At 31.8% G+C, this 25746-nt stretch carries 34 protein-coding genes; 1 reads left to right on the top strand and 33 read right to left on the bottom strand.

Translation table 11 applies throughout. From position 1 onward, the window contains the following. Nucleotides 1–37: 37 nt before the first annotated feature. Complete coding sequence (locus tag KQI88_RS16035; protein WP_216419042.1) at nucleotides 38–1294, top strand: replication-associated recombination protein A; 1257 nt, start codon at nucleotides 38–40, stop codon at nucleotides 1292–1294. Between the two features lie 48 nt (nucleotides 1295–1342). On the opposite strand, the gene KQI88_RS16030 is transcribed toward KQI88_RS16035, so the two are convergent. From KQI88_RS16030 to KQI88_RS15870, 33 genes are all read right to left on the bottom strand, one after another. Continuing rightward, nucleotides 1343–2320 (bottom strand): hypothetical protein, encoded by a 978-nt coding sequence (locus KQI88_RS16030; RefSeq protein WP_330656254.1) that lies wholly within the window; start codon nucleotides 2318–2320, stop codon nucleotides 1343–1345. Nucleotides 2321–2469: 149 nt separating this feature from the next. Beyond that, nucleotides 2470–2922, bottom strand: coding sequence for a DUF3888 domain-containing protein (locus KQI88_RS16025; protein WP_216419041.1), 453 nt, complete (start codon nucleotides 2920–2922; stop codon nucleotides 2470–2472). Nucleotides 2923–3092: 170 nt separating this feature from the next. Further along, entirely contained in the window at nucleotides 3093–3305 is a 213-nt protein-coding gene (locus KQI88_RS16020) for a hypothetical protein (RefSeq protein WP_216419039.1), read from the bottom strand. Nucleotides 3306–3751: 446 nt separating this feature from the next. Then, entirely contained in the window at nucleotides 3752–3907 is a 156-nt protein-coding gene (locus KQI88_RS16015) for a hypothetical protein (protein WP_216419037.1), read from the bottom strand. Between the two features lie 147 nt (nucleotides 3908–4054). Continuing rightward, the gene (locus tag KQI88_RS16010) at nucleotides 4055–4468 is read right to left on the bottom strand and encodes a phage holin family protein (protein WP_216419035.1); all 414 of its coding nucleotides are present in this window, start codon (nucleotides 4466–4468) and stop codon (nucleotides 4055–4057) included. Further along, nucleotides 4468–5199: an N-acetylmuramoyl-L-alanine amidase family protein gene (locus KQI88_RS16005; RefSeq protein WP_216419033.1), complete on the bottom strand. Its 732-nt coding sequence runs from the start codon at nucleotides 5197–5199 to the stop codon at nucleotides 4468–4470. The genes KQI88_RS16010 and KQI88_RS16005 overlap by 1 nt, the downstream gene beginning before the upstream one ends. A gap of 51 nt (nucleotides 5200–5250) precedes the next feature. Then, nucleotides 5251–6159 carry an HNH endonuclease gene (locus tag KQI88_RS16000; protein WP_216419031.1) on the bottom strand — a complete coding sequence of 303 codons (909 nt, stop codon included), beginning with the start codon at nucleotides 6157–6159 and terminating at the stop codon, nucleotides 5251–5253. Between the two features lie 106 nt (nucleotides 6160–6265). Continuing rightward, the gene (locus KQI88_RS15995) at nucleotides 6266–6478 is read right to left on the bottom strand and encodes a hypothetical protein (protein ID WP_216419206.1); all 213 of its coding nucleotides are present in this window, start codon (nucleotides 6476–6478) and stop codon (nucleotides 6266–6268) included. A gap of 14 nt (nucleotides 6479–6492) precedes the next feature. Next, complete coding sequence (locus KQI88_RS15990; protein ID WP_216419029.1) at nucleotides 6493–6819, bottom strand: hypothetical protein; 327 nt, start codon at nucleotides 6817–6819, stop codon at nucleotides 6493–6495. A gap of 13 nt (nucleotides 6820–6832) precedes the next feature. Further along, complete coding sequence (locus tag KQI88_RS15985; RefSeq protein WP_216419204.1) at nucleotides 6833–7702, bottom strand: hypothetical protein; 870 nt, start codon at nucleotides 7700–7702, stop codon at nucleotides 6833–6835. Beyond that, a complete protein-coding gene (locus KQI88_RS15980) occupies nucleotides 7702–8109 on the bottom strand; it encodes a hypothetical protein (RefSeq protein ID WP_216419028.1) in 408 nt (135 codons plus the stop codon). Before KQI88_RS15980 ends, KQI88_RS15985 begins: the two co-directional genes overlap by 1 nt. Nucleotide 8110: 1 nt before the next feature. After that, nucleotides 8111–9667 (bottom strand): hypothetical protein, encoded by a 1557-nt coding sequence (locus KQI88_RS15975; protein ID WP_216419026.1) that lies wholly within the window; start codon nucleotides 9665–9667, stop codon nucleotides 8111–8113. Between the two features lie 7 nt (nucleotides 9668–9674). Continuing rightward, nucleotides 9675–10019: a DUF6711 family protein gene (locus KQI88_RS15970; RefSeq protein WP_216419024.1), complete on the bottom strand. Its 345-nt coding sequence runs from the start codon at nucleotides 10017–10019 to the stop codon at nucleotides 9675–9677. Nucleotides 10020–10033: 14 nt separating this feature from the next. Beyond that, nucleotides 10034–12745: a hypothetical protein gene (locus KQI88_RS15965; protein WP_216419022.1), complete on the bottom strand. Its 2712-nt coding sequence runs from the start codon at nucleotides 12743–12745 to the stop codon at nucleotides 10034–10036. Next, nucleotides 12742–13044: a hypothetical protein gene (locus KQI88_RS15960; RefSeq protein WP_216419020.1), complete on the bottom strand. Its 303-nt coding sequence runs from the start codon at nucleotides 13042–13044 to the stop codon at nucleotides 12742–12744. The genes KQI88_RS15965 and KQI88_RS15960 overlap by 4 nt, the downstream gene beginning before the upstream one ends. A gap of 53 nt (nucleotides 13045–13097) precedes the next feature. Continuing rightward, nucleotides 13098–13463 carry a DUF6096 family protein gene (locus tag KQI88_RS15955; protein WP_216419018.1) on the bottom strand — a complete coding sequence of 122 codons (366 nt, stop codon included), beginning with the start codon at nucleotides 13461–13463 and terminating at the stop codon, nucleotides 13098–13100. An 85-nt stretch (nucleotides 13464–13548) separates the two neighbouring features. Further along, complete coding sequence (locus KQI88_RS15950) at nucleotides 13549–13992, bottom strand: hypothetical protein (RefSeq protein WP_216419016.1); 444 nt, start codon at nucleotides 13990–13992, stop codon at nucleotides 13549–13551. Between the two features lie 71 nt (nucleotides 13993–14063). Further along, nucleotides 14064–14507: a phage tail protein gene (locus KQI88_RS15945; protein ID WP_216419015.1), complete on the bottom strand. Its 444-nt coding sequence runs from the start codon at nucleotides 14505–14507 to the stop codon at nucleotides 14064–14066. A gap of 16 nt (nucleotides 14508–14523) precedes the next feature. After that, a complete protein-coding gene (locus KQI88_RS15940) occupies nucleotides 14524–14877 on the bottom strand; it encodes a hypothetical protein (RefSeq protein WP_216419013.1) in 354 nt (117 codons plus the stop codon). Then, nucleotides 14877–15308 carry an HK97-gp10 family putative phage morphogenesis protein gene (locus KQI88_RS15935; RefSeq protein WP_216419011.1) on the bottom strand — a complete coding sequence of 144 codons (432 nt, stop codon included), beginning with the start codon at nucleotides 15306–15308 and terminating at the stop codon, nucleotides 14877–14879. The genes KQI88_RS15940 and KQI88_RS15935 overlap by 1 nt, the downstream gene beginning before the upstream one ends. Then, nucleotides 15309–15665 (bottom strand): hypothetical protein, encoded by a 357-nt coding sequence (locus KQI88_RS15930; protein ID WP_216419009.1) that lies wholly within the window; start codon nucleotides 15663–15665, stop codon nucleotides 15309–15311. Nucleotides 15666–15669: 4 nt separating this feature from the next. Further along, a complete protein-coding gene (locus tag KQI88_RS15925; protein ID WP_216419007.1) occupies nucleotides 15670–15972 on the bottom strand; it encodes a phage head-tail connector protein in 303 nt (100 codons plus the stop codon). Between the two features lie 30 nt (nucleotides 15973–16002). Continuing rightward, a complete protein-coding gene (locus KQI88_RS15920; protein WP_216419005.1) occupies nucleotides 16003–16158 on the bottom strand; it encodes a hypothetical protein in 156 nt (51 codons plus the stop codon). A 10-nt stretch (nucleotides 16159–16168) separates the two neighbouring features. Then, the gene (locus KQI88_RS15915; protein WP_216419003.1) at nucleotides 16169–16993 is read right to left on the bottom strand and encodes a hypothetical protein; all 825 of its coding nucleotides are present in this window, start codon (nucleotides 16991–16993) and stop codon (nucleotides 16169–16171) included. A 24-nt stretch (nucleotides 16994–17017) separates the two neighbouring features. Continuing rightward, on the bottom strand, nucleotides 17018–17566 hold the full coding sequence (locus KQI88_RS15910) for a phage scaffolding protein (protein ID WP_216419001.1): 549 nt from the start codon (nucleotides 17564–17566) through the stop codon (nucleotides 17018–17020). Between the two features lie 105 nt (nucleotides 17567–17671). Next, nucleotides 17672–17824: a hypothetical protein gene (locus KQI88_RS15905; protein WP_216419000.1), complete on the bottom strand. Its 153-nt coding sequence runs from the start codon at nucleotides 17822–17824 to the stop codon at nucleotides 17672–17674. A gap of 66 nt (nucleotides 17825–17890) precedes the next feature. Next, nucleotides 17891–18070, bottom strand: coding sequence for a CPCC family cysteine-rich protein (locus KQI88_RS15900; protein ID WP_216418998.1), 180 nt, complete (start codon nucleotides 18068–18070; stop codon nucleotides 17891–17893). Between the two features lie 2 nt (nucleotides 18071–18072). Then, nucleotides 18073–19608 carry a minor capsid protein gene (locus tag KQI88_RS15895; RefSeq protein WP_216418996.1) on the bottom strand — a complete coding sequence of 512 codons (1536 nt, stop codon included), beginning with the start codon at nucleotides 19606–19608 and terminating at the stop codon, nucleotides 18073–18075. After that, nucleotides 19598–21040, bottom strand: a complete 1443-nt coding sequence (locus KQI88_RS15890) for a phage portal protein (RefSeq protein WP_246579339.1) — start codon at nucleotides 21038–21040, stop codon at nucleotides 19598–19600. The genes KQI88_RS15895 and KQI88_RS15890 overlap by 11 nt, the downstream gene beginning before the upstream one ends. An 11-nt stretch (nucleotides 21041–21051) precedes the next feature. After that, a complete protein-coding gene (locus tag KQI88_RS15885; protein ID WP_246579338.1) occupies nucleotides 21052–22287 on the bottom strand; it encodes a PBSX family phage terminase large subunit in 1236 nt (411 codons plus the stop codon). Continuing rightward, on the bottom strand, nucleotides 22280–22687 hold the full coding sequence (locus tag KQI88_RS15880; protein ID WP_216418992.1) for a terminase small subunit: 408 nt from the start codon (nucleotides 22685–22687) through the stop codon (nucleotides 22280–22282). Before KQI88_RS15880 ends, KQI88_RS15885 begins: the two co-directional genes overlap by 8 nt. A gap of 65 nt (nucleotides 22688–22752) precedes the next feature. Continuing rightward, nucleotides 22753–24747, bottom strand: a complete 1995-nt coding sequence (locus tag KQI88_RS15875; RefSeq protein ID WP_216418990.1) for an NACHT domain-containing protein — start codon at nucleotides 24745–24747, stop codon at nucleotides 22753–22755. 266 nt (nucleotides 24748–25013) lie between these two features. Next, nucleotides 25014–25538: a hypothetical protein gene (locus tag KQI88_RS15870; RefSeq protein ID WP_216418988.1), complete on the bottom strand. Its 525-nt coding sequence runs from the start codon at nucleotides 25536–25538 to the stop codon at nucleotides 25014–25016. Nucleotides 25539–25746: the final 208 nt, after the last annotated feature.

Below are 25746 nucleotides of genomic sequence, written 5' to 3'. Positions count from 1 at the left end.
TAATAGATTATATTACAAAATTTTAGGAGGGTTGATCATGAAACCTTTAGCAGATAGAGTACGACCTGTAGAATTAAATGAAATAGTAGGACAAAATCACATTATAGGTGAGGGTAAATTATTAAATAGAATAGTCCAGTCAAAAATAATTCCTAATATGATTTTTTTTGGACCATCCGGAACAGGTAAAACTACAATAGCCAATATAATAGCAAAAAGTTCTAATAAAAAATTTTATAAAATTAACGGCACTAATACTAATATAGATGATATAAAACATGTAATATCTCAAATTGGAACACTACATACTATGAATGGTATTTTACTATACATTGATGAGTTACATTATTTAACTAAACGTCAACAACAGTCTATACTTGAATATATAGAGAATGGAGATATAACTCTTATTGGAAGCACTACTGAAAATGTTAATTTTTCCATATTTAATGCTCTACTAAGTAGATGCACTACTATCGAGTTTAAAGCATTAAATGCTCACGATTTAATCGAAGGATTAAAAAGAGCCATTTCTCTAGAAGAAACACGACTAGATATCAAAATTGCATACGAAGATAATGCAATAGACTATATTGCAGAGGTATCTGGCGGAGATTTAAGAAGATCTTTAAATACATTGGAACTAATAATAAATACATATGCTATTTATAATCCTGAAGAGATACATATAGATATACAGAAGGCAGTAGAATGCTCTCAAAGTAAAATTACTAATTATGATAGAGATGGAGATGGGCATTATAATCTACTTAGTTTTTTTCAAAAGAGCATAAGGGGATCAGATGAACAAGCTAGTGTGCATGCCCTTGCTAGATTAATTAAAAGTGGAGATTTGACTTCTATTTGTAGAAGACTTCTAGTTATTGCATCTGAAGATATAGGACTTGCTTATCCACAGGCAATTTCTATAGTAAAATCTTGCACTGATGCCGCTCTACAGCTGGGTTTACCAGAAGCTAGAATACCATTATCCCAAGCTACAATACTGCTTGCATCCCTTCCTAAGTCCAATACTGCCTATAAAGCAATTAATGCTGCATTAGATGATTTAGATAGATTTGATGTAGGACATATACCTTATCATCTATGTGATAGTCATTCAAATTCTTCTATAAAAAATAAAGCTGTATACCTATATCCACATGATTATCCCAATAGTTATGTAAAACAACAATATATGCCTGAAAATATTAAGAACAAAACTTATTATAAGCACGGCAATAATAAATTTGAACAATCCATGAAGTCCTATTGGAACAATATTAAAGGTTAAATATTAAAAAATCATAGTCTGTTGAGTACTCAACAGACTATATCTTTTTTATTGAAGTTCGCCTTCACGTAGCTCTATAAATGGTACGTTTACTTGTGGTGGGAATAATGGTGGAAAATCTGGACAAATTTGTCTTGGACTAACGTTTTGCTCGCAGAAACCTGTACTTAGTACACATAATTGTACTGGAACTTTAATCTTCTTCTCGCAAGTAATACATAAAGCAATAATTAAGTTAACAAGAACTTCACCTGTTTGTGGATTAAATGTAATATCCCTAGATATACTTTGAGTTGCCAATCTAGGACTAAATGCAATGTTACAGAACTCTGCAAATTGAGGTAAGAACGCTGAATCAAATACTGAAGGCATACATAATTCAAAGAAATTAGTTACTGTTTGATTTACTGGTACTCTCCCCCTAAGGGTTGTAGTTTGTGTGTTTCCTTGATTGTCAATAAAGTCAACATCTATTTCTACTGCAATTGTACCCCTAATTAAGATTTCCTGTGAACCAAATATAGGAGTACCTCTAGTTATTTCATCGCACTCAGACGTATCAGCAAAAATTAGAAACTGTAGTAATCCAGCAGGGCCTGGAACAACAACAGGATCTCCGTTTTCATCAGTAACAAACTGAGCTCCTGATAAGGTTGTTGTAGGAGTAATAGTTAAATTTCTAGGATCATTAATATTATCAGGGTTAAAAAATTTTTTAGCTCTTATAGCTCTTACTCTTATAATTCTAGATTTCGGACCACATTTTGATGTTGGTAATGTTCCAAATGGTACTCTGTTTCCAGCCTGTAATCCTTGTAAATTAAATGTTGCTGCATCATATACCTTATCTACAAATATACATTCGCCAACTACATCATCTAGACAACCGTCAAAGAAGCAACCTGTATTGGCAATACAGCATGGTTCATCTATCTGTACAAAAAGACAACTTATTAGCATTGTTTTTATAGTTATATTATATGCGAAATAAATAAATTGAAGAGCAGGTTCGCCCTGCTCTATCACATAGCTTGTTTTATTTTAAAAATGCATAAAAAAACAGGGTAAAGCCTAAACTCTACCCTAGCATTTTATGATCCTTTAAAATTTAATTTAAGCAATTCTATTATCAATTGGATATAATACTTCGACAAGTTTGAAAGAATTGATTGTGGTTATTCTGCATGTTGAGTGGGGTGTATTTGTTTGTAATGTGGAGGTAATTCATAACCTTTAATATGTTCAAATTCTATAATTCTAACCTCATCTAACTCCAAGGAAATTGTAATATGATCCTCTCCTGCATATAGATGCGGACCTATATATGGCATTACTTTAAGTTTTATTTTAAAGGCAAATGTGCGATACGCATTAGGTCTTTCGATACTTAGCACTTCAACATCATATGGTGCAACATTATATGATGAGCCATAATACTCTTCTACTGCTTTATCTATAAATGGTAAAAGTAAAGTAACAAAAATGTCTTGATATAGTTCTTGTTTAGATCCTTGTAGAATGGCATCTTGACTTAATTGTGTCTTGATTTCAAAACTATATTTATGAATAAAATAGCCACTTACAAATGATATAATTAATAAACTGACTACGAATATTATTTTTTTCAAACAAATCATTCCTTTCTATATATAATATAGTTTTAGGAATGACAAATAATTAAACATGAAAAATATAGAAAAATTGATTGTGGCTAATTCTGTGAGGTGTTTTCTTTTAAAAATGGACATAAAAAAAGGGTAGAGCCTAAGCCCTACCCAAATTCTGTTAATCTATCTTTTTAGAAGAAGAATCCGTCACGTCCACATCCACAAAATAGTACAACAAGTAATAGGAAGAAGAATAATAAGCTATCTCCTGATCCCTTAAAAATACCACAGTTACAGAAAATTATCACTAAAATCAAAAAGAAGAAAAGTAAACTACTTCGATTTCCAAAAATACCACCAAAACCGCCGTCGCAACCTCCACCCTTTCCAAAAATTTCGCCCATTTATGACACCTACCTTTTTTTATTTTAAGTACTGCTAAATACACAACTTAATTTATCTTTTAGGAGTATACTTAGCTGTAATATATATTATGAAATTTCATATAAACTGTTCTATATTTCATGTTAAAAATGAAAAGAGGGGGGTAAAGCCTAAGCTCTACCCTAATTATGTTTCCTTTATCTTTTACAATTACAAAATTCACGTCCGCATCTACGTTCACGTCAATATGCACAACATAATATAATAATTAAAAAGATGAAAGAAAACATATATTTCACTACCTTTTTGAAACTGAGTGAGGTGTAATATAAAATTGGCTTCATCCTTAGTTGCAATATATATTATGAAACAACCTATATATTGTGATATATCTATACAAAATAAAAAAGGGTAAAGCTTATGCTCTACCCTAATCACCTTTCCTTTGTCTTTTACAATTACAGAACTAACACCCACATCCGCATCTACGTTCACGTCCAAATAGTCCAAATACAAAACATAATATAATAATTATAAAGATGAAGGAAATTAAACCACCTCCGAAAAAACCACCACAACCACAGCCTCCAAATAAACCTTTATTTTCAACGTTTTCACTCATGTATTACACCACCTTTTTCAATCTTAATTGCTACTATACATGCAGCCTTTCTATTTTAAAATTGTTAGTAGCTGTAATATATATTATGAAATGACCCATATATTGTGATATATCTGAGTAAAAACAAAAAAGAGTAGAGCCTAAGCTCTACCCTAACATTTTATTCTCTGTATTATCCTTTAGTTTCTTTAATGCATCTAATATACCAGGAGGTAAAGGTACACCTAGTAATGCTATATTTTCCGTTACACTTATACCTTCATTTGCTGTATAGAATAAAACCGCCATAGTTCTAAAGATAGGATTTTCTACAGCTAGGGTTAAATCTATTTGATGGGCTAAAATAATTACTAAGAATATGGCGCCTTTTTTCATGAGTCCATTAAAGCCTATATCACTTGCTAGGTTCTTATTTTTGAAACCTTTCATTAATCCTGTTATGTAATCTACTGCCATTAAAATAGCTAGTATTTTCAATGTGCTATCCCACCCTCCAAGAAGATATGTCGTCCATGTACCTAAAAAAGCAACTAAACTATTCCAAACTGTTTTATAGTTCATTATTTATCTCCTTTCAAATCCTTATGTATATTCATAAATAAAGTTGTTACTGCCCATACTGACATAGGTTCCTCTATTTTTTTTAGCCACCCTTCCGGATCACTCATTAATTTATTTTGTGCTAGATATTCTATTCCTTCCTTTTTCCATTGTGGTGTCTCCATAGGTTTATCCTCCTTCGGTATGTAGTCAATACCTACATGTTCTAATATTCCTTTTGCAATTCCTACAGCTGCCTTCTCTAAAAATTCATCATTTTTAAGTAGTTGTTCCTCTACTGGATTATTAATAAAAGCTACTTCTACTAGGCAAGCTGGCATAATAGTTTGTCTAGTCACATGTAGACTGTTATATTTAACTCCACGATCTGATAATCCTATTGCCTGTACTAGATTACTTTGTATAGAATGAGCTAGCCTATCTCCTTCTACACCTTGCTTATAAGCATATGTTTCTGTTCCTGTAGCCAAAGGATTACCTGCACTATTTATATGGATAGATACAAAAAAATCAGCTTTAGATTTGTTCGCTATCTGAACTCTTTTATCTAAACTGACTCTTTCATCTCCTACACGTGTAAATATAATCTCTATGCCATATCTCATAAGGATATCTGCTACCATACATGCTATTCGCCATGCTACATCTTTTTCTTTTAGTCCAGTAGGTCCTACTGCTCCTGGATCAGTACCGCCATGACCTGGGTCAAGAACCACTATATATTTCTTCATAACTTCACCTGCTTTCTAAAAATAAAAAGAACCTGGATAACCAAGTTCTTTTTAACCTTTAATATATTCTCCACTTATAGGGTTTATCAAATACATATTACTAACAAATTCATAGTTTCCATTACTTACTACAACCGAATAATTAAATGATGAGAATATTATTATATTCACTATACTAATATCTTTATTTTTTAAGAGTTGAACATAATGTATATTCTCATTATTGAAAATTTCTTTACCTAAGAATTTAAAATTATTTATTATTCTTTTACATTCTTTTATTGGCAATTGACCTAATATTCCATCAAGATTAGCCTTTTTATCATTATATATATAATCATATAATATCTTAGATAATCTTTTTCCGTGTGAATCTTCTAAGTACTTGTCTCCAATAATATAGTGCATGAATTCATAAGCAATCTTAATAAATGCCATTTGTATTTTATAAAAATCTACTGATGTAGTTATTTTTATTTCAGGTTGCTCTTTTTTTATATTTACTGTGTCACGCAAGTTATCAATCTGAGATTCAGTCAAGATAGGTTTTCCAAGCCTTTTAAGTTTTTTATTTGCAATGTTAATTGCTTCCTCTAATGAACCTGCAGATATATTACACATGCCAGTCTCTTCATTAAATTTAACTTCTGGTTCAAATCTAGGTTTTATATCCTCATCACAATATACAATTCTTCCATTCGCTGTAATGCCTTTTCTAAAAGGATTAGGAATCTTCCCTGATTTCCCTTTAATCTTGTGAGAAAATCTTGCTAACTCAGATACTATATTATTGGTTATTTCGTAATCTACTTTTTTTCCTAATCTACTATTACAATCTTTGCATACTGAATGGATAATTAATTTCTTATTGCCAATAGACTCAGGAATAATATGTTCTATATTAAAATCTTGCTTGCTTTTGATTTTTCTGCAAATTATACATGTTTTGCTATCTATCATATAATCACCTCTACTAGATTTTACCACAATAGAGGAAAGATGGGTATAAAAACACGCCCTTATTAGGTGCTAAATTAACTTATTTTTATATCGGAGAATGTTCCAATTATGCAGTAGGTTCTTTTATTATAAATCCTACTTCAATTAACACTTCCTCAACTACTTCCCTTAAATTGAATAGATTAGGACATTGTTCAAACGTATATGTCCCATTCAAAATCAAAGGCACCCATACATTTTTTACTATTCCACTTTCTTTTGTTAATTTAAACATACTTAACACTCTCCTTTTAATTTTATTCAGTACTTTTTTAAGCATAAAAATAACACCTCCTAGGGTGTTGTCATCATCATTGTTAATTCAGCCATTGCAGATTGTAAGCCTGCTAATTGTGTTTCTAATTCTTTAATTTTTAATTCTTCTGGTGTAGGTTTTGGAATAGCTGACTCTGGAATATCTATTATAGTATCAACATCAACAACAACTTGACCATCAACAATACTATGTGGGTGTTTCTTAAATTGGTCTACTGTCATGTCTATATGCTGTGTTGATAACTCACCATCTCCGTATAGGTCTTTTATCCAATCAGTTTCAAATTCGATATCATCCTCACAAATTGAAACTAAGGTATCATTATTGTAAATCAATGCTTTCATATTATCACCTCCATTATAATTGGTAAACTGATATAACATAATGGACATCAACATCAATATATGTGCCCATGCCACCACCACTAACTTTTCTACCATATATAGTTATAGTAATTCTCTCACCTAATGTTGTGATAGGTATAGTCATAGTGTCTGGAAATTCCATAGTTTGGTTACCAGAAGTATACGTGAATGTCCTTATAGGTGAAAGTTGTTCTGCCTTATTACCAACCTTTACACCATATCTACCTTCCGCAACATTTGTACCACTGCTCGGAAAATTAAATCCAATAGCAAATTTAGTAACCTTCAAAGAATACGCTCTCCCATTTTGTATGCTGGTAATGGCATAACCACTCTTAATGTTATACGTATATTCAACAGCTTGAGCAGTTATTTCTTGAGAACCTAGATTAGAAATAGATGTGCTATTAGTACCTTCTGGTGTAGGTCTAGAAAAACGAGAATTAAAGTCAAAATCAAAAATAGGCTTACCCGGTAGTGTAGCTATTGCTTCTTTAACTCTTAAGGGAGTCATATACTTTACGTTACTTGTTCCTGCCTGTGCCTCTGTTGTTGTTGATATACTATAGTTTTCGACACTGCCTAAACCTACATCTCCTTTAACAAGAGTAACAGCCCCTGTTTTTCCAGCAACACTTGTTACTGCATTGACTTTATCTACCTTTTTTCCTATCTCCGTAAATGCATCTGCTATGCCTTGCTCTATTTTGTTCATATTAGCTGCGGTTACAGGAGTTCCCTCTTCAATTATTTCTCCGTAATCTGGAGTTAATGAGATAGTACCATCTGGATTATCCTGTTTGAAAAATGTACGTATTTTTTCGGTAACTCTATTTGTCCAAATTGTTTTATTGTATGCCATTAAATCACCTCTTCTCCACATGAAAAAGTACCACAGTATTTTAAATTATCTGTAGTACATTTAGCTAAGTCATAAAGTAGTTTTAAATTTTTCTCTAGTCTATTTGCATCTATATAGCTAAAAGGATCTCCTGCTTTCCAGTTAGTTTTAACAGGCTCCCAATTTAAAGGCTTATAGAAATTATCCTTTAATTTTTCTATATTTGTTTCAATTCTATTCAAATCATCTGCAAAATCTATACTTAGTATATTTCTATCAGTTATTAATTTTTCTAAACTAAAATTACCTTGTAGAAACTCTATTAATTCTTTTATTACTCCTGTATTGTTTTCAACTCTGTTCATATCTTCAAAGTTGTAATAATCAGTGTCTCCATTCCAATCAATCTTAGGATTTAACCAAGGCATATTAAACCCCTCCTTTAGTTGTTATTTTTCCTGAAAGATACCCTTGATACTCAAATTCTTGTTTGATTATCCTGGAAGGTTTATTAGCTCCGTAACTATCTTCTAAAGTAATAATGTCTCCCAAATCTAAGGCAGGATTTTGTCGCCAGTTTACATCATATAAGGCCCTTAGATTAGACTCTGATAATATCCACTCTGCGACCGATTGAGCTATAGCTATATTGTTTATAAGAGTGTTTTCCACTTTTAGAGTTGCTCCGCCTGTAATAGTACCATTCGCTTTATATATATTTGTTACCTCTCCCTTATCGTAAATCGAAACTTCTACACTAGATACTAACTTATCTAATTTTATCTGTGGTTCCTTATATATGTTGTCAAAGGTTATATTATCTATAGGAGTGTTATTTGTCAGTTGTTTTACTATTAGCCTACCCTCTCTATCTGTAAAAGCTACTGCCATTCCTGCTATACAAATACACTGTAATAACTGTCTACATGTCACTTTCTTATATATGGCTTGTGTAGTAATGCCTTTCAATGCTATATCAATTTCATATCTGGTGATCTTAGCTACAGTAAACAATTCAACTGCTAAGTCATATAAATTAGTATTCTTAGCTACCAAGTTTTCCATATCATAATTATCTAAGAGATCTATTATATTTTTAGCTGTAAAAGTAGTTGTTAATGCTCCCTCATCACTCTGCCATTCACTTAAATAAAAATTTCCCATCTTAACATACTCGAATGTATCTGGAGATATTTCAACACCTAATTCTAAGGCTGCCTCTTGTCGTTGTTGTAGGAATCTATAAAAGCCTTCCGGATTTAGTATATTAAACTCTTTATTGCTATTGTCTACTGTAAACTTCAATTCACTTGCAGGAAGTGTTTCACTAGTAGTGTTTATTTCTTCTAAAAGATTTAGTTTTATTAAACTATTATCCGAGTACTCCCTTATGACTCCAAAGTCTATTTCTGTTATTCTAGCTCTATGATAACCTTTACCCCATTTTTTAATAGTTACAATTACCTTCTTGTAATCATCTAATGGTTTTGTAAGAGCATATACAGGTTCTATATTTCCTATTACAGATTGGCTATGTAATAAGGTATTATCTGCTTTATAAACTGCAATATCAAAATCAGTAGCATATTCATTCGCTAATATATCAAAAGAAATAGTTAATCCTATACTAGAGCTTTCTTCATCAAGTAGGATTTCTATAACTTGGTATGGATTAAAGGCTCCTTCACTATCACATATATCTCCACTCCACCAACCAACCTCAAATCCTGCATCAGTTGTTTTAGGAGGAATAACGAAAGAACCATCTAATCTAAAATAATTTCTTTCATAAGTAGCATACTTAGAAGTCATTCCCCTAACTTTATTAGTAAGTTGATCCAATCTACTTATCTCCGCTTGACTTATTACTGTCTTAGTATTGTTTTCAAAAGCTCCAACATCTAATATTTCAAAAGTAACTTTAGCTGTAGTTTTTCTAGTAGGTGCATATATAGCTGTTTTAAATTTGTCACTTACTTGTATCATGCTACACCTACCTTTCTATCATATTAAACTTAATATCCTTGTATTGTATATTCCCATCTATAAAATCCAAAGCTCCTGCTGTTCTATCTCCTGCATAAAATGTGCCTGTTTTTCTTCTATTATCCTGTGGATCTATGTACTCTACTTGAAAAAATATCGGTGATACTAAATTTAACACCCTGCTTAGTTCTGATTTCTCTAAATACTTCCAGGATAAATCTAGTTTTCTTTTAGTTGCTACTCTTTCTATAATCATAGTTCCATTAGCATTTCTTTCAGCTTTTGATATATCTTGTATTCCAACTGAGTAATCAGAAGGAGTGGGTAGTTCCACTCCGTTAATCTTAATCATGGCCCCACTCCTTTCTATGTTGTTTGTAGAATAGCACTACCACCTATTCTTTGTTGCTCTTTTTCTAAATAAGGCTTAACTATTCTAGCTAATGTTGTACCATCAATCTGTATTACCATATCCCCATCTTGACCTTGTGATGACTGACTGTTATTAAATTGCATAGCAGCCATTACCGCACTACCTACAGCACTAGCTATACTATCTGAGTTATTAGAAGTCTCAATTCCTCTAAGTGCATTCGCTGTAACATCAACAGCCCCACTTACTTTATATACATTATCCTCTATACCATCAGCTAACATGTTCATAAGGTTTGGCATCCATCTATCAGCGTCAGCTCCTGGACCCTTTTTAGATGGAGAATGAAATCCTAAGAAATCACCTATAGTATTAGCTACACCTGATACTGACTCTTTAACCTTACCTCCCATAGATTTGATACCATCTACAATATTACCAATTAAATTTTTTCCCCAATCAAAAGCATCTTTAATTAAATCATCTATCCAATCTTTAGCAATGTTAAAAGGTGACTTAATAGCATCTATTAGATTACTCTTCATATTTGTAATTCCTTGTCTTATCTCACTCCATTTATTTAGAATGAAAGACTTTATATTTGTCCATATGTTTTGAGTTGTTGTCTTAATACCATTCCATGTATCAGAGAAGAATATTGCTATACTACTCCATATTTCTTCAGCTTTAATTTTTATGCCTTCCCATAAGTCTTTTATCCATACAGATATCTCGTCCCAATTTTTATATAGAAGCACTCCTATAGCTATTAAAGTTCCGATAGCTGCAACTGCTAATGTTATAGGTGATGTTAAAAATGCTAAAACTCCAGCAAATATACCTGTGACATTAGAAGCTATAAACATAACTGCATTATAAGCCGTGACTACTGCTGCTTTTGCAGCAATCGCTCCTTTTACTATTCCAAAAGCTGCTGCCATACTTCCTAAAACCGTTACAATTATATCTAATGTAGGTTTACCATCACTTAATAACCAATCTATCAATTCAGTAAATGTATCTAATAAATCAGCAACTACATCTAGTACCTTACTAATTGCAGGAGATATAAGTTCTATAAACCAACTAACAAAAGGTGCAACAAACTCAGTATAAATATATCCTGCTAATTCAAACACCTTAGCACCTAATTTAATTAAACTCTCAAATAGATGTTGTCCACCATTGTCCCATACAGCCTTTAATCCTTCAGCTAGTGTTTTTAAAACCTCAATGGTAGCTTCAATAATACTCATGAAAGTATTAGCTACATCTTGCCCTATTTCGCCCCAAACTTTATTTAAAGATTCACCTATACTTTCGATGACTCCAAGTATTATATTAAATATATCTGCAATTCCTTGAATAATTTTAGTTCCTGTTTCATTTTCTGACCAGGCTATTCTAAAATTTTCTGCTATTCTACCTACTAGATCAAATATATTTTGTAATATTCTTTGAAGTATTTCTAATATCTGCTGACCACTTCCACCAGTCCAAACCTCTTTAAAACTCTTACCTATCTCTAATATTAAAGCCTTTACACTATTAAAAGCATTTTTAGCACTCTCAATAGTCCTTGCTCCTTCATTGTCCCAAGCATCTTTAAAAGGCTGGAATAATTCTGATAAATTCTGCTTCAATTCTTCTATGCCGCTCATATCTACACTAGATATATCCGGCATAGACATCTCAAACTCATTAGTACCACCAGAACCTTCATCATCTTTACTAAGATCTAACTGATTTACCTCGTCAAAACCTGCTAGTTGTCCTTTAGCCTTTTTAGCTGACTTACCGTATCCATCCATTTCTTTTTTTGCTGTTTCAATTCCTTTAGCAGCATCATAGGACTGTTTATAGGTCTTTCCAAATAAAGCAGATGTAAAACTAGCTATGTATGTTGATACAGTCGCCAGTGCATTCATTAAAGCATTAATAGCAGGGAGAATAAAATCATATATAGGTTGAAATGCTACCCTTAAATTAGTCTTTATTGTTTGTATGGAATCAGCGAATTGGTTATTAGTTTTGAGTGCTCCACCCATATAACCAATCAAACCTCTTATGGCTTTGTATATCAAATTATAAATAAATATCCTTTTAAGTATTCTCCTAAAAGAACTATCGATCATTTTTGCAAAGCCTGCTATTTTGCCAGTAGATTGTTTAGCTCTTTCACCAGTTGTATTTATTTCCCTACCAAGCCTTCTGGTGTTATTGGTAGCCTGCCTAACTCTATTACTAGCATTACTAACTGTATCCCTTAAACTACTAATTCCACTATTAGCGTTCTGTGTAGCATTACTAGTGTTGGCCATACTATCCTCTAGTTGATGTATAGAGTTAGCTGTTCTATCACTAGTATTAACAAGCCTTTCTAATCTAGCTTCAGTATTAACTATCTGCTCTTGAAGTCTTAGAGCAGCAGGACTATCATTATTTAGAGCACTAACACTACTATATCTTTCACGCAAAGCATTTAATTTCCTTTGTTGTGTCTCTGCCTGTGCATTTACAATATCTAGTTTTCTAACAAGGCTATCATACTGCTCTCTCATTCTTTGGACATTTTGATTAACAGTGTTACTTGTTTCATTTGTTGATTCTCTAAAACTGTTAAGTCTACTCGTAGCTTTATTAATACCTTCTTGTAACTTTTCAGTTTTAGCTGATATTATTACCCTTAATTCTTCTATGGTCAAGCATTCTCACCTCTCTTCCTTTTAAGGTAAGCATTATAATCATTCAATCTTTCTTTCATAACTTGCCATGGTTGTTGTTTAGATGTATCTTCTACTAAATCATCAAATAATTTAGGGAATGCTTCTTTTGAAGTAGATGGATATTTCTTAGGGTCATTTACTGCAACACCTATAAGAGAACCTAATTTATAAACTAAACTGGCATTGAATTGCATTTCTAATTTTGCTTTTCTTTGTGCTCCTTCTATAGAAGCAATAATTTCTGAATAAGTCATATCCCAATAAAAAACTGCATCCACACCGCTTTCTACAGCAACTGGATACAGTTTTTCAAATAGTTCTGTGCAATTGTTTATTCGTTCTTTTGCTCCTTGGTTTTCTTGAGTTTGGCCTTCCCCTCCTCTAATTGCTCTTTCTTGAAAAAACCACTTACCTCCAGTACGTCCATAATTACTTCTATTAAATCTTCAAAAGCTCCACCATTATCTACATATTCATCATAAATATTATAAGTATCTGATAAACCGATACCGTGCTGGAATTTCTGTAGTGATCCATGAAGTGTTAAAAGTAATTCCTCCATTGTAGGTATCTGTTCTTTTTTCATGAATATATCTAATACATTCCCACCAATTTTCTTTTCTACATTTATCATTTCACTAGCTGCTAATCTTAATTTATATTCCTTATCTCCAACCTTAAATTCTGTATATCTCATTTATTCATTCCTCCGTTTTTTTTATTTTGAGTATGAAAAAAGCACCTACATAAGTAAGTGCTTTTCATTTAAATTTTAAAATGATTTATTTCTTTTCCTCAACAATGATTGTATATGGTTGAGCAGTGACAATTGTAAAATAGTACTCACCCTTACCACGCATATAGCTTGTATCATTCGCCTCTCCAATTACATTTGCAGCAACACTTTCCATAGAGCCATTAGCATTATATACATATATTTGAAAATTCATGCCACCCATATCGCCTGGCTTTGTATCCCACACAATTCTCCATTCTTTAGATGAGATTTTAAAAGTTTCAGTATCTTTAATACTTTTTCCTTCAAACCTTATTACTTCTTCCCATTTTTCTTCTGTTTTTTCTTGGTTAGATGTAGGTACATCAGACCCTGCTTTAGGCGTATTCTTGCTGCCATTAGAACCTATAACTCCACCTGCTACAATCACTACTATAACCCAAAACCACCATCTTTTAAATAAAGGTTTCTTGTTCTTCTTTTCACTCATGAGAAAATCCTCCTCTATTAGTATATTATAACATTTTTAGGATACCATACCATGGAAGGATTTTCAATACGCTATGCTGGATTAGTAGTGTTTATATCACTCTGTAAACTCATACTTGCAGTAAATGTTGCTGCTGTATTAACTCCACCACCTGCAATCTTTACATTTACATAGGCATCAAATTCGTGACCTGTTCCATCTGGATACTCTAGCTTAAATGTAGCTATCTTCTTATCATCTTGTAATTTCTTTAAAACTCTATAATTAGATGTAGAACTGCTATTGTCATATAGAAATACAAAAGCTAAATCACCTAAATCTGTAATACCTGGAATAGACTTTTTATGTTTATCTTTCAATGTAGTTACATCTATCTTCTCTGGATCCCCTCCAAGTTCAGGTACTTCCATTAATAATTCAATCTCTGTAAAATCAGTCATTGAACCTTCTTTATAAGAGATTTTTGTTTCGTTAAAGCTTGTTCCTGCAAATAACTGTAAATCTATCTTAAACATTATCTTCACTCCTTCTTTATTGATATACTAATAAACTTCTTTTATCTACTATGCCTTTAAACCTCATAGTTTTATGCTTTACATTAGGGTCTGGTATGTCCCTCATAAACTCACGTCTAAAACCTATGGAGTTCATTTTATTATTAACTTGTTGTGCCAATGCTCCTGTGCTCCTGTTATGCCAAATATCAATTTGAATAACTATTTCTGTTAAGAGTTCGGGGCCTTTTTTCAGATAATCATTATTGCTTTGCTCATAAAAAGATATGTGTGGCAGATTATTAAAATCTTCTGGGTAAGCATCTGATACACTATCTTCTCCTACAATTTCTTCAAGTAATTTATTTATAGTAGGTTTAATATCATACATTACTTACTCACCTTCTTTATTTCCATTTGTATAGCACCTTTAATAGTATCCTTAATATATCCCTCGTTCTGTTTCATAGCTGGATACATAAATGGTTGTGCTGCCATACCTGTCCAATCTTCCTTATAAGAAATATTCATTTCCTTTTTAGACTCTATATCCGAAGCTTTACCCCGTTGTCCTGTACCAAATTCAACATATGCTGCATGGTCATTGTTAGTAAATACCTTGCCTACTATCACATTGTCTTTTTCTTCTATGTTGGTACTTATACTATTTCTTAGCTGTCCTGTATCTACAGGTGCCAAGTCTTTAGCATCGCCTTGTACTTTTTTAGCTGCTAATCCTACACCTTTAGCTACTGCTTTTGTAGTACTACCACCTAAACTATCTAGCTTTCTCATTAAGCTATCAAAACCTTCTATACTCATTTATACCCTCTCCAAATCTACGACTAAATGCCCACTCCAAGGTCTTATAGCAACTATTTTATAGTCGGGTTCTTGGTCTTTATTTCTATAGACACATACTCCGTATTGTTGCTTTTGGCTATTAAAATCTTTGTCTATTTCCTTGGCTATAGGAGTATCCTCTAAAATCATAATCTGCATATTAGCAAGTTTTAGTCCGTACATTTCAGATAGGGTTTTACCCCCTGCAGGTTGGATTTTAGCCTTGATTTCTCGACCTTCTTTTTCATATCCTGTATAGGTAGTTGCATCACCATCTTTAAACTTACCATGTTTTTTAAGCTGATATGGTTTTAAGTCCCTCTGCCTTAGTCTCATATAATCACCTCGGCAATCTTCTTGCTGATCTAATCTTCTTCATTATGTCTTTAGGTATATCTTCTTCAAAACTTCTGCTTATTCCACCTTCACTATGGCTTGTTTGCCCCTCTATTCCTTGCTTGTTATAGTAAACTATAGCTAGGTCTATTTGACTTGAATTTAGGCTTGTAGGTAGCTCTTTAAGGTGTGTAAGTTCTAACATAGTATCCTTTGAATCTTCTAAATACAGATTTAATAATTCGTCTTGAGTCACATCTTCTAAAGATATACCTAACTTAATCTTGAGTCTTTCTAATTGCTCCATATAATCACCTACCTAAAGTAAAGAAGGCCACTATTTAGCAGCCTTTTTCTTAGTAGTTTCTTTCTTTTCTTCTAATTCTTCTTCGATAACTTCGTAATTACTATCATTGTTTAATACAGTAAATTGAATAGTATTAGGCTCTACAAAGAATACAGAGCCATCTATCTTATTTTTAAATTTAATCACTTTATCCCTCCTATAATATTGGTTGGAAGTATAGAGCATCTTTCTTGTTGTTTAGTACAAATGCATCATAGTAAACCCTTCCCTCTACTAAGCTACCACTAATACCAGGTACATCTGTATGTACTTTATACTCTGCTAACTTAACAGGTGCTGTAGTTGCTACAGAATGTCCTATTAAAAATCCTGCTTTTGCTGGTAGTCTACTAGAAGGTACTTTAATTACAGGCATGTTGTCTAACATTGCTACAACACCCCTAAGTCTCATATCTTGCCCTATTTCCGTTTCTAATACAATGTCTTTAGAACCTTTCATTGCTTTGTAAGTTGCAGGAGTAACTACGATAAATCTACCTTCTGTAGGTACTTCTTTATCGTCTAGTGTTTCTGTTCCAGTTGTAACAAGATCGTAGATATTATCTTTTGTAATTGCTACTGCTTCTGCTTTAGTTCCTGCTCCTGTAGCCATCTTGGTAAATCTATAGGTGTCGACTTCTGGAATTACTACTTCTCTTAATTGTCTTGCTAATGCTTTTCCTGCATTTAATGCCCCCATAGTTTCATCTTCGTTCATTTTGTCAATTGTGAATGTAAATGATCTATCTTGGGTCATAGTCATTTCTTGAGTAGTTGCATCTAATTCCTCTGGAGTACCGTATCTTGATAATCCACTCCTAGTATAATCTCCCATAGGAGCCGTTGAAATATTATATACTTTTACTGTTTTAGCTCCTACAAAATCATAATCCTTATTAATTACTCGTTCTGATTTTGCCTCTACTTTGAATCTTTCATCTACTGCACCTGAATACTTTACTGCATAATCTATCGTTGCCATACTATAATCATCTCCTTATATTTTTTATGAATTAAATCCTGCTAAAAATGGATCTACTTCGCCCTTGCTACCACCATTATTATTAGGTGTATTTCCAGTAATGGGTTGTTCAAATAAATCCTTGTAGCCTTCTTTAATACTATTGAATTGCTCGTCTAAGCCTTCAATAGTACCATCTTCTTTAATGTTTAATTTTTCCCTATCAAACTTACCCATTAGAATGTCCTCATACTTTGCTTTACTGTCCTTTAATTTAAGCTTAATGGCATTATCTAAGGTAATGTTCTTAATCTTAGTTTCATAATCTCCAGCAGCCTTTTTATTAGTTTCTTGAAGGTCTTTAATCTGCTTTTCTAATTCTTCATTACCTTTTACCTTGTCTCCTAAATTCTTAAGCTGTTTGTCTCTCTCTTTAATATCAGACTCTAATTGTTTCTTAGCTTCTGATACTTCGTTATACTTGTCTTTTGGAATTAGATACTTAGGGACTTCTTTATTTGCATTTGCTACTATTTCATCTACCTTTATATCTTCAATCCCTGCATTTTTAAGCAACTCTTTTAACCAATCCATATTTCATACCTCCATACTTTTTTATACTGGTCAGTGCCAGTTTTAGGTTCTTGTTTCTTTATGCCCTAACAATACTAAAAAAGGGCAATAAAAAAAGCCTTATTTCTAAAGCTTTAATACCATCATCATAAATATAGCCCATAACATTCCATATATGCTATTTAACGTATTGCCTTTGTTTTTCTCTCTAAAGGACTTAATTAAGTAAAGTAATATCAATATAGAAGTAAATGCCTTGATGACTGTATCCAATATCATAAATTTACACCTCCTAATTATAAGCATAATAAAAGCACCTACTATTTTTACTCAGTAAGTGCTTAGTTAAATTATTTCATTGCCTTTTAGATAGGCTTCCTTAGCTTCCTTCAAACTCATCTTATTAGGGCCTTTAGGATCATCTTCATTTTCATCTGGTCCACTGTTTTGCCATCCGCATACTTCGCAAATATCAAACATCTCTACTTTAGAAGTACAGCAAGGACAATTAATTTCATAGTCCATTATTATTCCTCCATATATTTTTCTACCTGCTCAAGATAATGTTCATATCCATCTATTGGCTTATATAACGTCGATATGTATCCATCAGCTCTACCAATAGCAAAATCATTTGTTGTTTTGTTATACCTAAATACAAATCCAATTCCACTCTTAAATCCTTCAATATCTCCTTTAACAGGTGAAGCTAATAAATCTCTAGCCATATTTAGGTATTCCTCTTTGGTTATATTTCCATACTCACTTAAGTGTTTATCATAATGCTTATTAAATAATTTTTCTGTAGAAAACTCAGCATTTTGCCAAACTTTACCACTATTTGTATCGCGATATAACTGTTGTAGACCTTTCCATTCCTCACTATTATTATATTTCAATTCTTGAAATTTATCAAAGGATTTAGGAACTTCTTTGCCTAAAATATCTTTGTATCTATTATGTTGCTCCTTATCACTTGATTTGTTTACTATCTTATTTTTCATAGCCTGAGCTTGATCTTGGCCATATTCATCTACTACATATTTCTTATACCATTCTTTATAACTCATATCAGCTGGCACCAGATAAGTCTTACCTGTCTTTGGATCCCTTGCACGTCTTTGAATACCTTTTAATGTATCCTCTCCTAAATAAGCCCTTGTCGTACTTCTACAATAAGGGTGCATTGGTGGAAGATTCTTTCCTGGTTCTGCATCTTTAACATTAAATATTTGTCTATCTAGCTTCTGACATATATCCGATGTTCTCATATCTAGTGTGGCCACATAAATATATTTATCAATTCCTGCTTCTTTATAGCTTTCCATCTCTGCTGCATTTGCCATAAAAGTAGTTTCTGTTCTGACTAATCTGGTGGCTGCAAACTTACCATAATCGGTTAATTCTTCTATCTCCTTAACCATTCTATCTATGCTTTTACCACTCATAAATCCGCTAGTTATAACTTCAATTAGTTTTTCGGCTAATGCATCAGTGTTGTTCCATATACGACTTGAAAAATGTTTTCCACTCCAAGGATTATTTAATACAGTTTTAATTACGTTAGTTGGCATTTGGGCGACATCGAACCCCATACTTATACCTTTTTGAATATCAAACATATTTCTATAGTAAGCTGGATTAATAGTATCTAAGTATTGACTTGTGGCTAGTTGAGTTTCTATATCAGCTACTAGTTTTGTCCTTAGATATATACTTTGTTTTAGTGCTTCAAGTCTTGTTATTCTAGCTTTGTAAGCCGGTGCATTAAGTATTGATAACATCCATTGTTGTAGACTTTCATTTTTTACTTTAGGATACAGATTTCGTATTATATCTAAAATAAAATTAGGTATCTTTTGATTTAAATACTTTCTTGCTTGTGCTGAGGTTAATTTTCCATTAGTAGCATATGTACCTACTATCTTTCGTATATCTTCCTCGATGTCATGTAGTGCTTTACTATAGGCATTAGATATAAGATTAATAGTTTCTTCACTATCTTTATGGTACTTTGCCATCCTTTCAATAGATCTTTGCTTCCAGTACTGATTACTCTTCATCATCCATCACCGACTTAGAAAACGGCAAATCAAACATTTGAGCATTTCTATTAGCTTTTTCTTTTCTTTCTTCTGCAAGCCTTTTTTGTTCAGCTTCAACATCTTTAACCCATGGATGATTAGCAATTATAGTTTCCTCAGAAATAACGTCTTGTGAATTAATACAGTTATCAATAGCCTCTGTCTCGTTAATCTGAATGTCTCTATTGAATATAATATCTACATCTATGTTTTGATAATTTCCTTGGCTAGTTTCTGCTAAATAGATATTTACAAAGTGTAGTAGTTGTTCAAAGGCCCTCTTAAATTCTACCTCTAGATGGTTACACTTTAAGTCTAATCCACTATAAAGAAATTTAAGAGCAATTCCACTTGGAGAACTACCAAACTTATCTAGGTCCATATTAACACTTTGGCCAAACTCTTTAATATCTCTTTTGAGTTGTTCAAAATGCTCCTTAGCTGCTTGAATATCTATAGTAGGATTCAGAGTATCAACTCCACCATCTTGGGGATCATCAATCTTAATTGCCCTATAGTAGTTTAAGTCCCTCATGAACTCTCCTAAATCTTCTCCACCATAACCCTTTAGTACATAAATAAGGTTCTTAGTATCCTCAATGAAGTTAGCTATATCACTCCTGGATAAATCATAATTATCTATTAAAGACTTTATAAACCTTATATCCGGATATTCTAATCTGTTATTTTTCCATGGTATAAAGGGCACTTTGCCCCATGACTTCCATTCTTCACCTTTTCTATAGTGAAGCACTGGACCGCCCTCGTTATTTTCTATATCTCTAATGAGCTGTTTTCCATCTAACACATAGAAGTCTATTTGCTCTGGAGTATAATATTCAACTCTGGTTATCTCCTTTTTATCTCTGCCCTCATAGACAGTCTGAACATAATATCTAATCATGGCCTGTAATTCTGTATGGGTATTATCTGTCCATATAGGTATACATTGTTCAGCAGGAATAATCATTGTCTTAAATTGCCCTTGCTCGTCTATATAGACCTGTAACCATGCAATACCCTTATTAGATGTTTCAGTACCTAAATTAGTCAATGTATATTGAAAATACTTCCCTAATACATTCTTGACTTTCTCAATATACTCTTTGTTATCACAGTCTAGGGAATAATCCTTAGTAAGTAAATATCCAATCTTTTCATCAGTAAGGTTCTTAGCAAACCCATGAGCCAATTTATTATTAGCTTTAGACTTTTCCTCTACAGCTCCATCTTCCGTATGTCTTAGCATTTTTCTATTGAAGATGTCATTCTCTACCCTATAATATTTATCTCCTGTAACCATCCATTTACGTTTATCTGAGTTATTAAATTCCTCTATTTCGTTAAAAAGAATTTCCTCAGTAGTCATTATATTTACATTGTTTCTAAACATGTTTTTAAACTGAAACAAGTTGTCACCTCCTATTTCATTATCTTTAGTCCGCCTTTACCTTCGCCCTCCATTGCATATCTAAGAGCATCTATAATGTGGTTATCTTTATCAATTGGAATAGGTAGTACATTACCCATCTTATCTTCTTTCCACTTATATTTACTAAACTCATTCCTAGCATTTTGGCATCTTGGATGTATTATTATTTCTAAACTTTGTAAGAATTTAATACCATACTCAATAGAACCTGGACCCTTCTTAGCTGCTACTGACCTAACTCTATATTTCTTAAAATCTCTAATAGATTTAGGTTCAGCACTATCGCATATAACTATCTCGTTATTAACTTTTTCCTTTACTAAATTAGCACTATCCTCATTCTCTAATTCAGTAGCATATATTTCATCACATAAATAAAGCTTCTTCCTAGACTTATCATAATGTGCCCTTATAAAAGCAAACGGGTCGCTACCAAATCCCCAGTCAACTCCGTTTCTAAAGTTATTAAAGGTACTTTCTATATCACTAAAATCCTTAACCTTCCAATTCTTAAAGATAACAGCCCCAAGGATTCCCCAGTTACCTAAAGTATAAACTTCATAGTAATATGGATCCGTTTCATTCTCTAATGCTTTTATATCATCATCAGTTAGGAATTGATTATCTTTGTATGTAGTCTTTAATATGCTAACATCTTCTTTTTCTACATACTTCTTATTATCTTCCCATATAGAGAAATATTCTTTATAAAGCCAATGATCTCTAAGTATCGGGTTAAAGCTTAACGTCAACCTTTTCTTAGCTTTAGACCTTCCTCTAAGTCTCTTATCTAGCTGCTTTATTGCCTTATAGTCACACTCTGTAGCTTCCTCCACCCATATATCTGTTATAACTCCATCTATAGGTGTAATAGATTTAATCTTCTCTGGATCATCTAATCCCGCAAATAGAATTTGTTTCTTATTTAATTTACAAGTAATAGTTAAATCTGTTTTGTTTATATCGAAGTAGTCTGCTACTTTAAAACTACTAATAGCCTTTGTAATCTCATTTAGACATGACCTTCTAATGGTGTTTTGAACATTTCTAACTATAAGATAGTTTCTTTTACCATTAAGCACATCTAAAACAGTCCTTTGAGCCAAAGAAAAAGATTTACCACTGGATGATCCTCCGTAGTAAATCTGATATCTGTTTTGGTTCTTTAATTGGTGTTTGAGATAGATAGGATTAAATACATTTGAGTTAATTTGAATGTTAATCAAACTCATCACCATCTATTACTATATTAACCTCATTAGCTATAGCTCCATTATGTTCTAATTTATCTGTAGGCTTAAATCCTGCCCTATCTAAGAAATCTTTAGCTATAGTTATTTTATCTATATCTCTTGCCTTTGGATTTTTTAATATCTTATACATTTCTTTTCTAGCCTCTATAGCATCAAATATGAATTCCTCTTGTAGCTCTTGTTTTATCTCATTTTCTCGTTCATGTAAATATTCTAAAACTATAGGATTTTGTAGGAGTTGGTAAGCTTGACTATCTGCTGATTTTTTACTATATCCTGCATTGATTGCAGCTTGACCTTGATTTTTTTTCCTCAACCTTAAAAACTCATCTACAAACAATTTTTGTTGTCTTGTTGCTTCTCTTTTCTTCATTACCACCACCCCATTGCTAGTTGCTATTCGTTTGTTTTGTTGCATGAAAAAAGAGCCGGTTGGCTCTATAAAAATAACTTATTTTCTTTTTCAAATTTAATTTCTTCTTCTATTTCTTTTTTAAATTTTACGCATTCAGCATAATCAAATATTAAATTAGTACCATCTCCTTGAGGCAAATATTCAATTAGGAATCTATTAACTTCGCCAAATATTTCATGATTATTTAGTATATTGGCTGGATTTTCATTTATGAGATGTTCTCCTTCAACAAGCTGGTTAAATATATTTTCTGAATATCGTTTTGATTTTGTATGTATATCTTTTTTGATAATAGGTGATTGTTTACTGCTTAACAACTTCAATAGAATTCTATTTGTATATCCCTTAAGATACCCAACACAAATTCCAGTATTGCTAATCAACATAGCTGCATTTTTATCCGACACATACTTCCATCCTCTAAAAATTTCCTTGAATTTCTCCTTCGTATATTTTAATTGCTCATCTATACTAGGTACTGCTTTATCTATTTTTATTATATATGTATTTTCATATATAAAATTCAAATTTTTTCTAACATCTAAATCTTCTGCATTATAATTTTCATACGGTTCATCAGTATATGAATTCTCATAATACTCTATAAATTTTTTTATAGTTGGATAAATTATAACTTTCCTAAACTCTTTATAATCAATATCATAGCAGAAATCTAATATATTATAATATCTATCCATTTTCTTATTACTTATCATTTGAGATAAATACTTACTTTGATTTTCTTTAGCATCAATGCAGATGTAACTTGCAGCAAAGTATTCTTGAAATGATTTATGAATCCATTTATACTCAGTGCCTTCTTTAAGTAATAAAGGTACTGAATAGGTGATATCATAAATAAAATCATTTTCTTTAAATTCAATTCCAGTTGCATATTGTTTTGATCTCTTTAATATTTCAATAAGCTTTTCTTTAGAATAGGTTATACCTTCTTTCAAAGTTAAAAACCCTAATATCCTAAGTATTCTATAAAAATCCTCTATATCTAAATTACTTTTTTTAGGATGAACATATGCTCCCCCTTTACTTCTATCATGATCTTCAAATAGTGCGTCATATACTTGTCTATAAAAAATACTCTTTTTGTAAGGAACATTTGACTTATATTCAAATGCTTTATATAGTAAAGATACCATTAATGGATTTGTTAAGAATTCATTAATTATTTTAAGATTTTCCTCATTTTCAAGTTTAGTTATCAGTTGTTTTGATAACTCGCCATTATTATCATATTTACATATTAAATCATATGCTTCTTCCTTTCTCAATGGCTTTATATCGAATCTTTGAAAATCCCCAAAACAGCTAAGTGAACTTTCCTCTCTTGAAGATATTATAAACATATTCTTTTCAGCCTTTGAAATGAATTCTCGTAAAGCATCCGTTATTTTTCCTTTAGATTCCTCAACTATTTCATCATATCCATCAAAGAAAAATATAAACTCACCGCCCTCTATTAAATTATATACATCATCATTATCAAACTTTTTCCTTATATTACTTATTTCATTTGTTATAAAATCAATAATAACGTCATCTTGACCTAATCTTCTTAATTCTATAAGTATAGGAATTCCTTTGTTTTGTTTTATCGCTTCTAAATACAAATATTTTATTATTGTCGATTTACCCATACCTGCATTATCAATTAATAGAACCTTTGTATATAAAGGAATGAAATTATCTGGAAATTTATTAATAAGTATATTAGCATAACCAACTTTAGGTTTTATATTACGTTTTGATACAGTTAAAGGAATATATAAATCATCTATTGTTTTTTGTTGATTTTTAAATACTATAGTATTCATATATAAATATTTATTATAGCTTCTTCTTAAATATTCACTTAACTTTTCCTCGAGAATCGAATTACTATCTTTAGTATTCTTTTTTAATTTAGGTTTTACATAAGTAGTTATAATCAAATCAATCATTTGAGGTACTCCCCAAACAGCCACTTCTTTAATAATTTCATTTGCTATATTTTCACTCATTTCGACCACTCCCTCTCACCTACTCATTCGGCAAAAGGTTCTTAAATCCTACATATTTCGTGTGTCAAGTTTCGACAATATATAACAACTATTCTTTTATTTTGTGCAAAAGAAAAGAGCCTGTTGGCTCTTAATTCTTATAATTATATCTATATTTTACTAACTCTTTAGTTGAGTTATTTTCTTATTATATTTTTTGAGCAAATAAAATTTATTATGTATTGTAAAACATAAAGTCATTCATAGACTTGCTATCTATTATTCTATTATTTTACAGGCAATAGATTTTGTGGTACATCTTCTAAATTTATAACTTCTGAATATGATTTATAAGAAGCTGGACTCAATCCAACCCACAATTCATATGGTTTTTTAGGTATTCCACTTTTATAAACTACCTTAATCATCCAATTCTGATTTGTAGGTATATATATATTTGTTAACAATTTACTAGTTCCACTAGGATATCCTGGATACATAACTGTTCCATCTGGACGAACAAGGTACACATCTGCGTCTAAATTAGTATCCGCCAAATCTAATTCAATATTAAATATGCCATTTACTTCTGTTCTAATTTGATACCAGTCTTCTTTATCTACTGAAGAACATACACCAAAAATATCAAATCCATGACCTGTTGCATCAAATAAAAAAGCTGGCATAGTATCGTTAATTGAATTTGCATCAACCCATTCTCCAGATTCACTCCATTTGATACTAGCTGCTGATGCGAATGTTAATCCACATATTAAAACAATAAAAGTCGTAATCATTAATCTTTTTTTCATAATTTCACCTCATATTATTATTATTTTAGGACATGAAAATAACTTCTTCTATCCCCCTTTTATTAATGCTACCTTCACAAATATCCTAATATGGTATATAATAGAGATAACTTTTGCCATTTTGTGTAAAGGTGCTCTACCCTCGAGTCAATGTCAGCTTGTCCAGAGATGCATTGATTTGAGGGTTAGTTTATTTAGGTGATAAATA

This window comes from Alkaliphilus flagellatus, assembly GCF_018919215.1.
Classification (GTDB): Bacteria; Bacillota; Clostridia; order Peptostreptococcales; family Natronincolaceae; genus Alkaliphilus_B; species Alkaliphilus_B flagellatus.
Note: the sequence above shows the minus strand (reverse complement) of the source record. Positions and strands in the feature narration are given on the sequence as shown.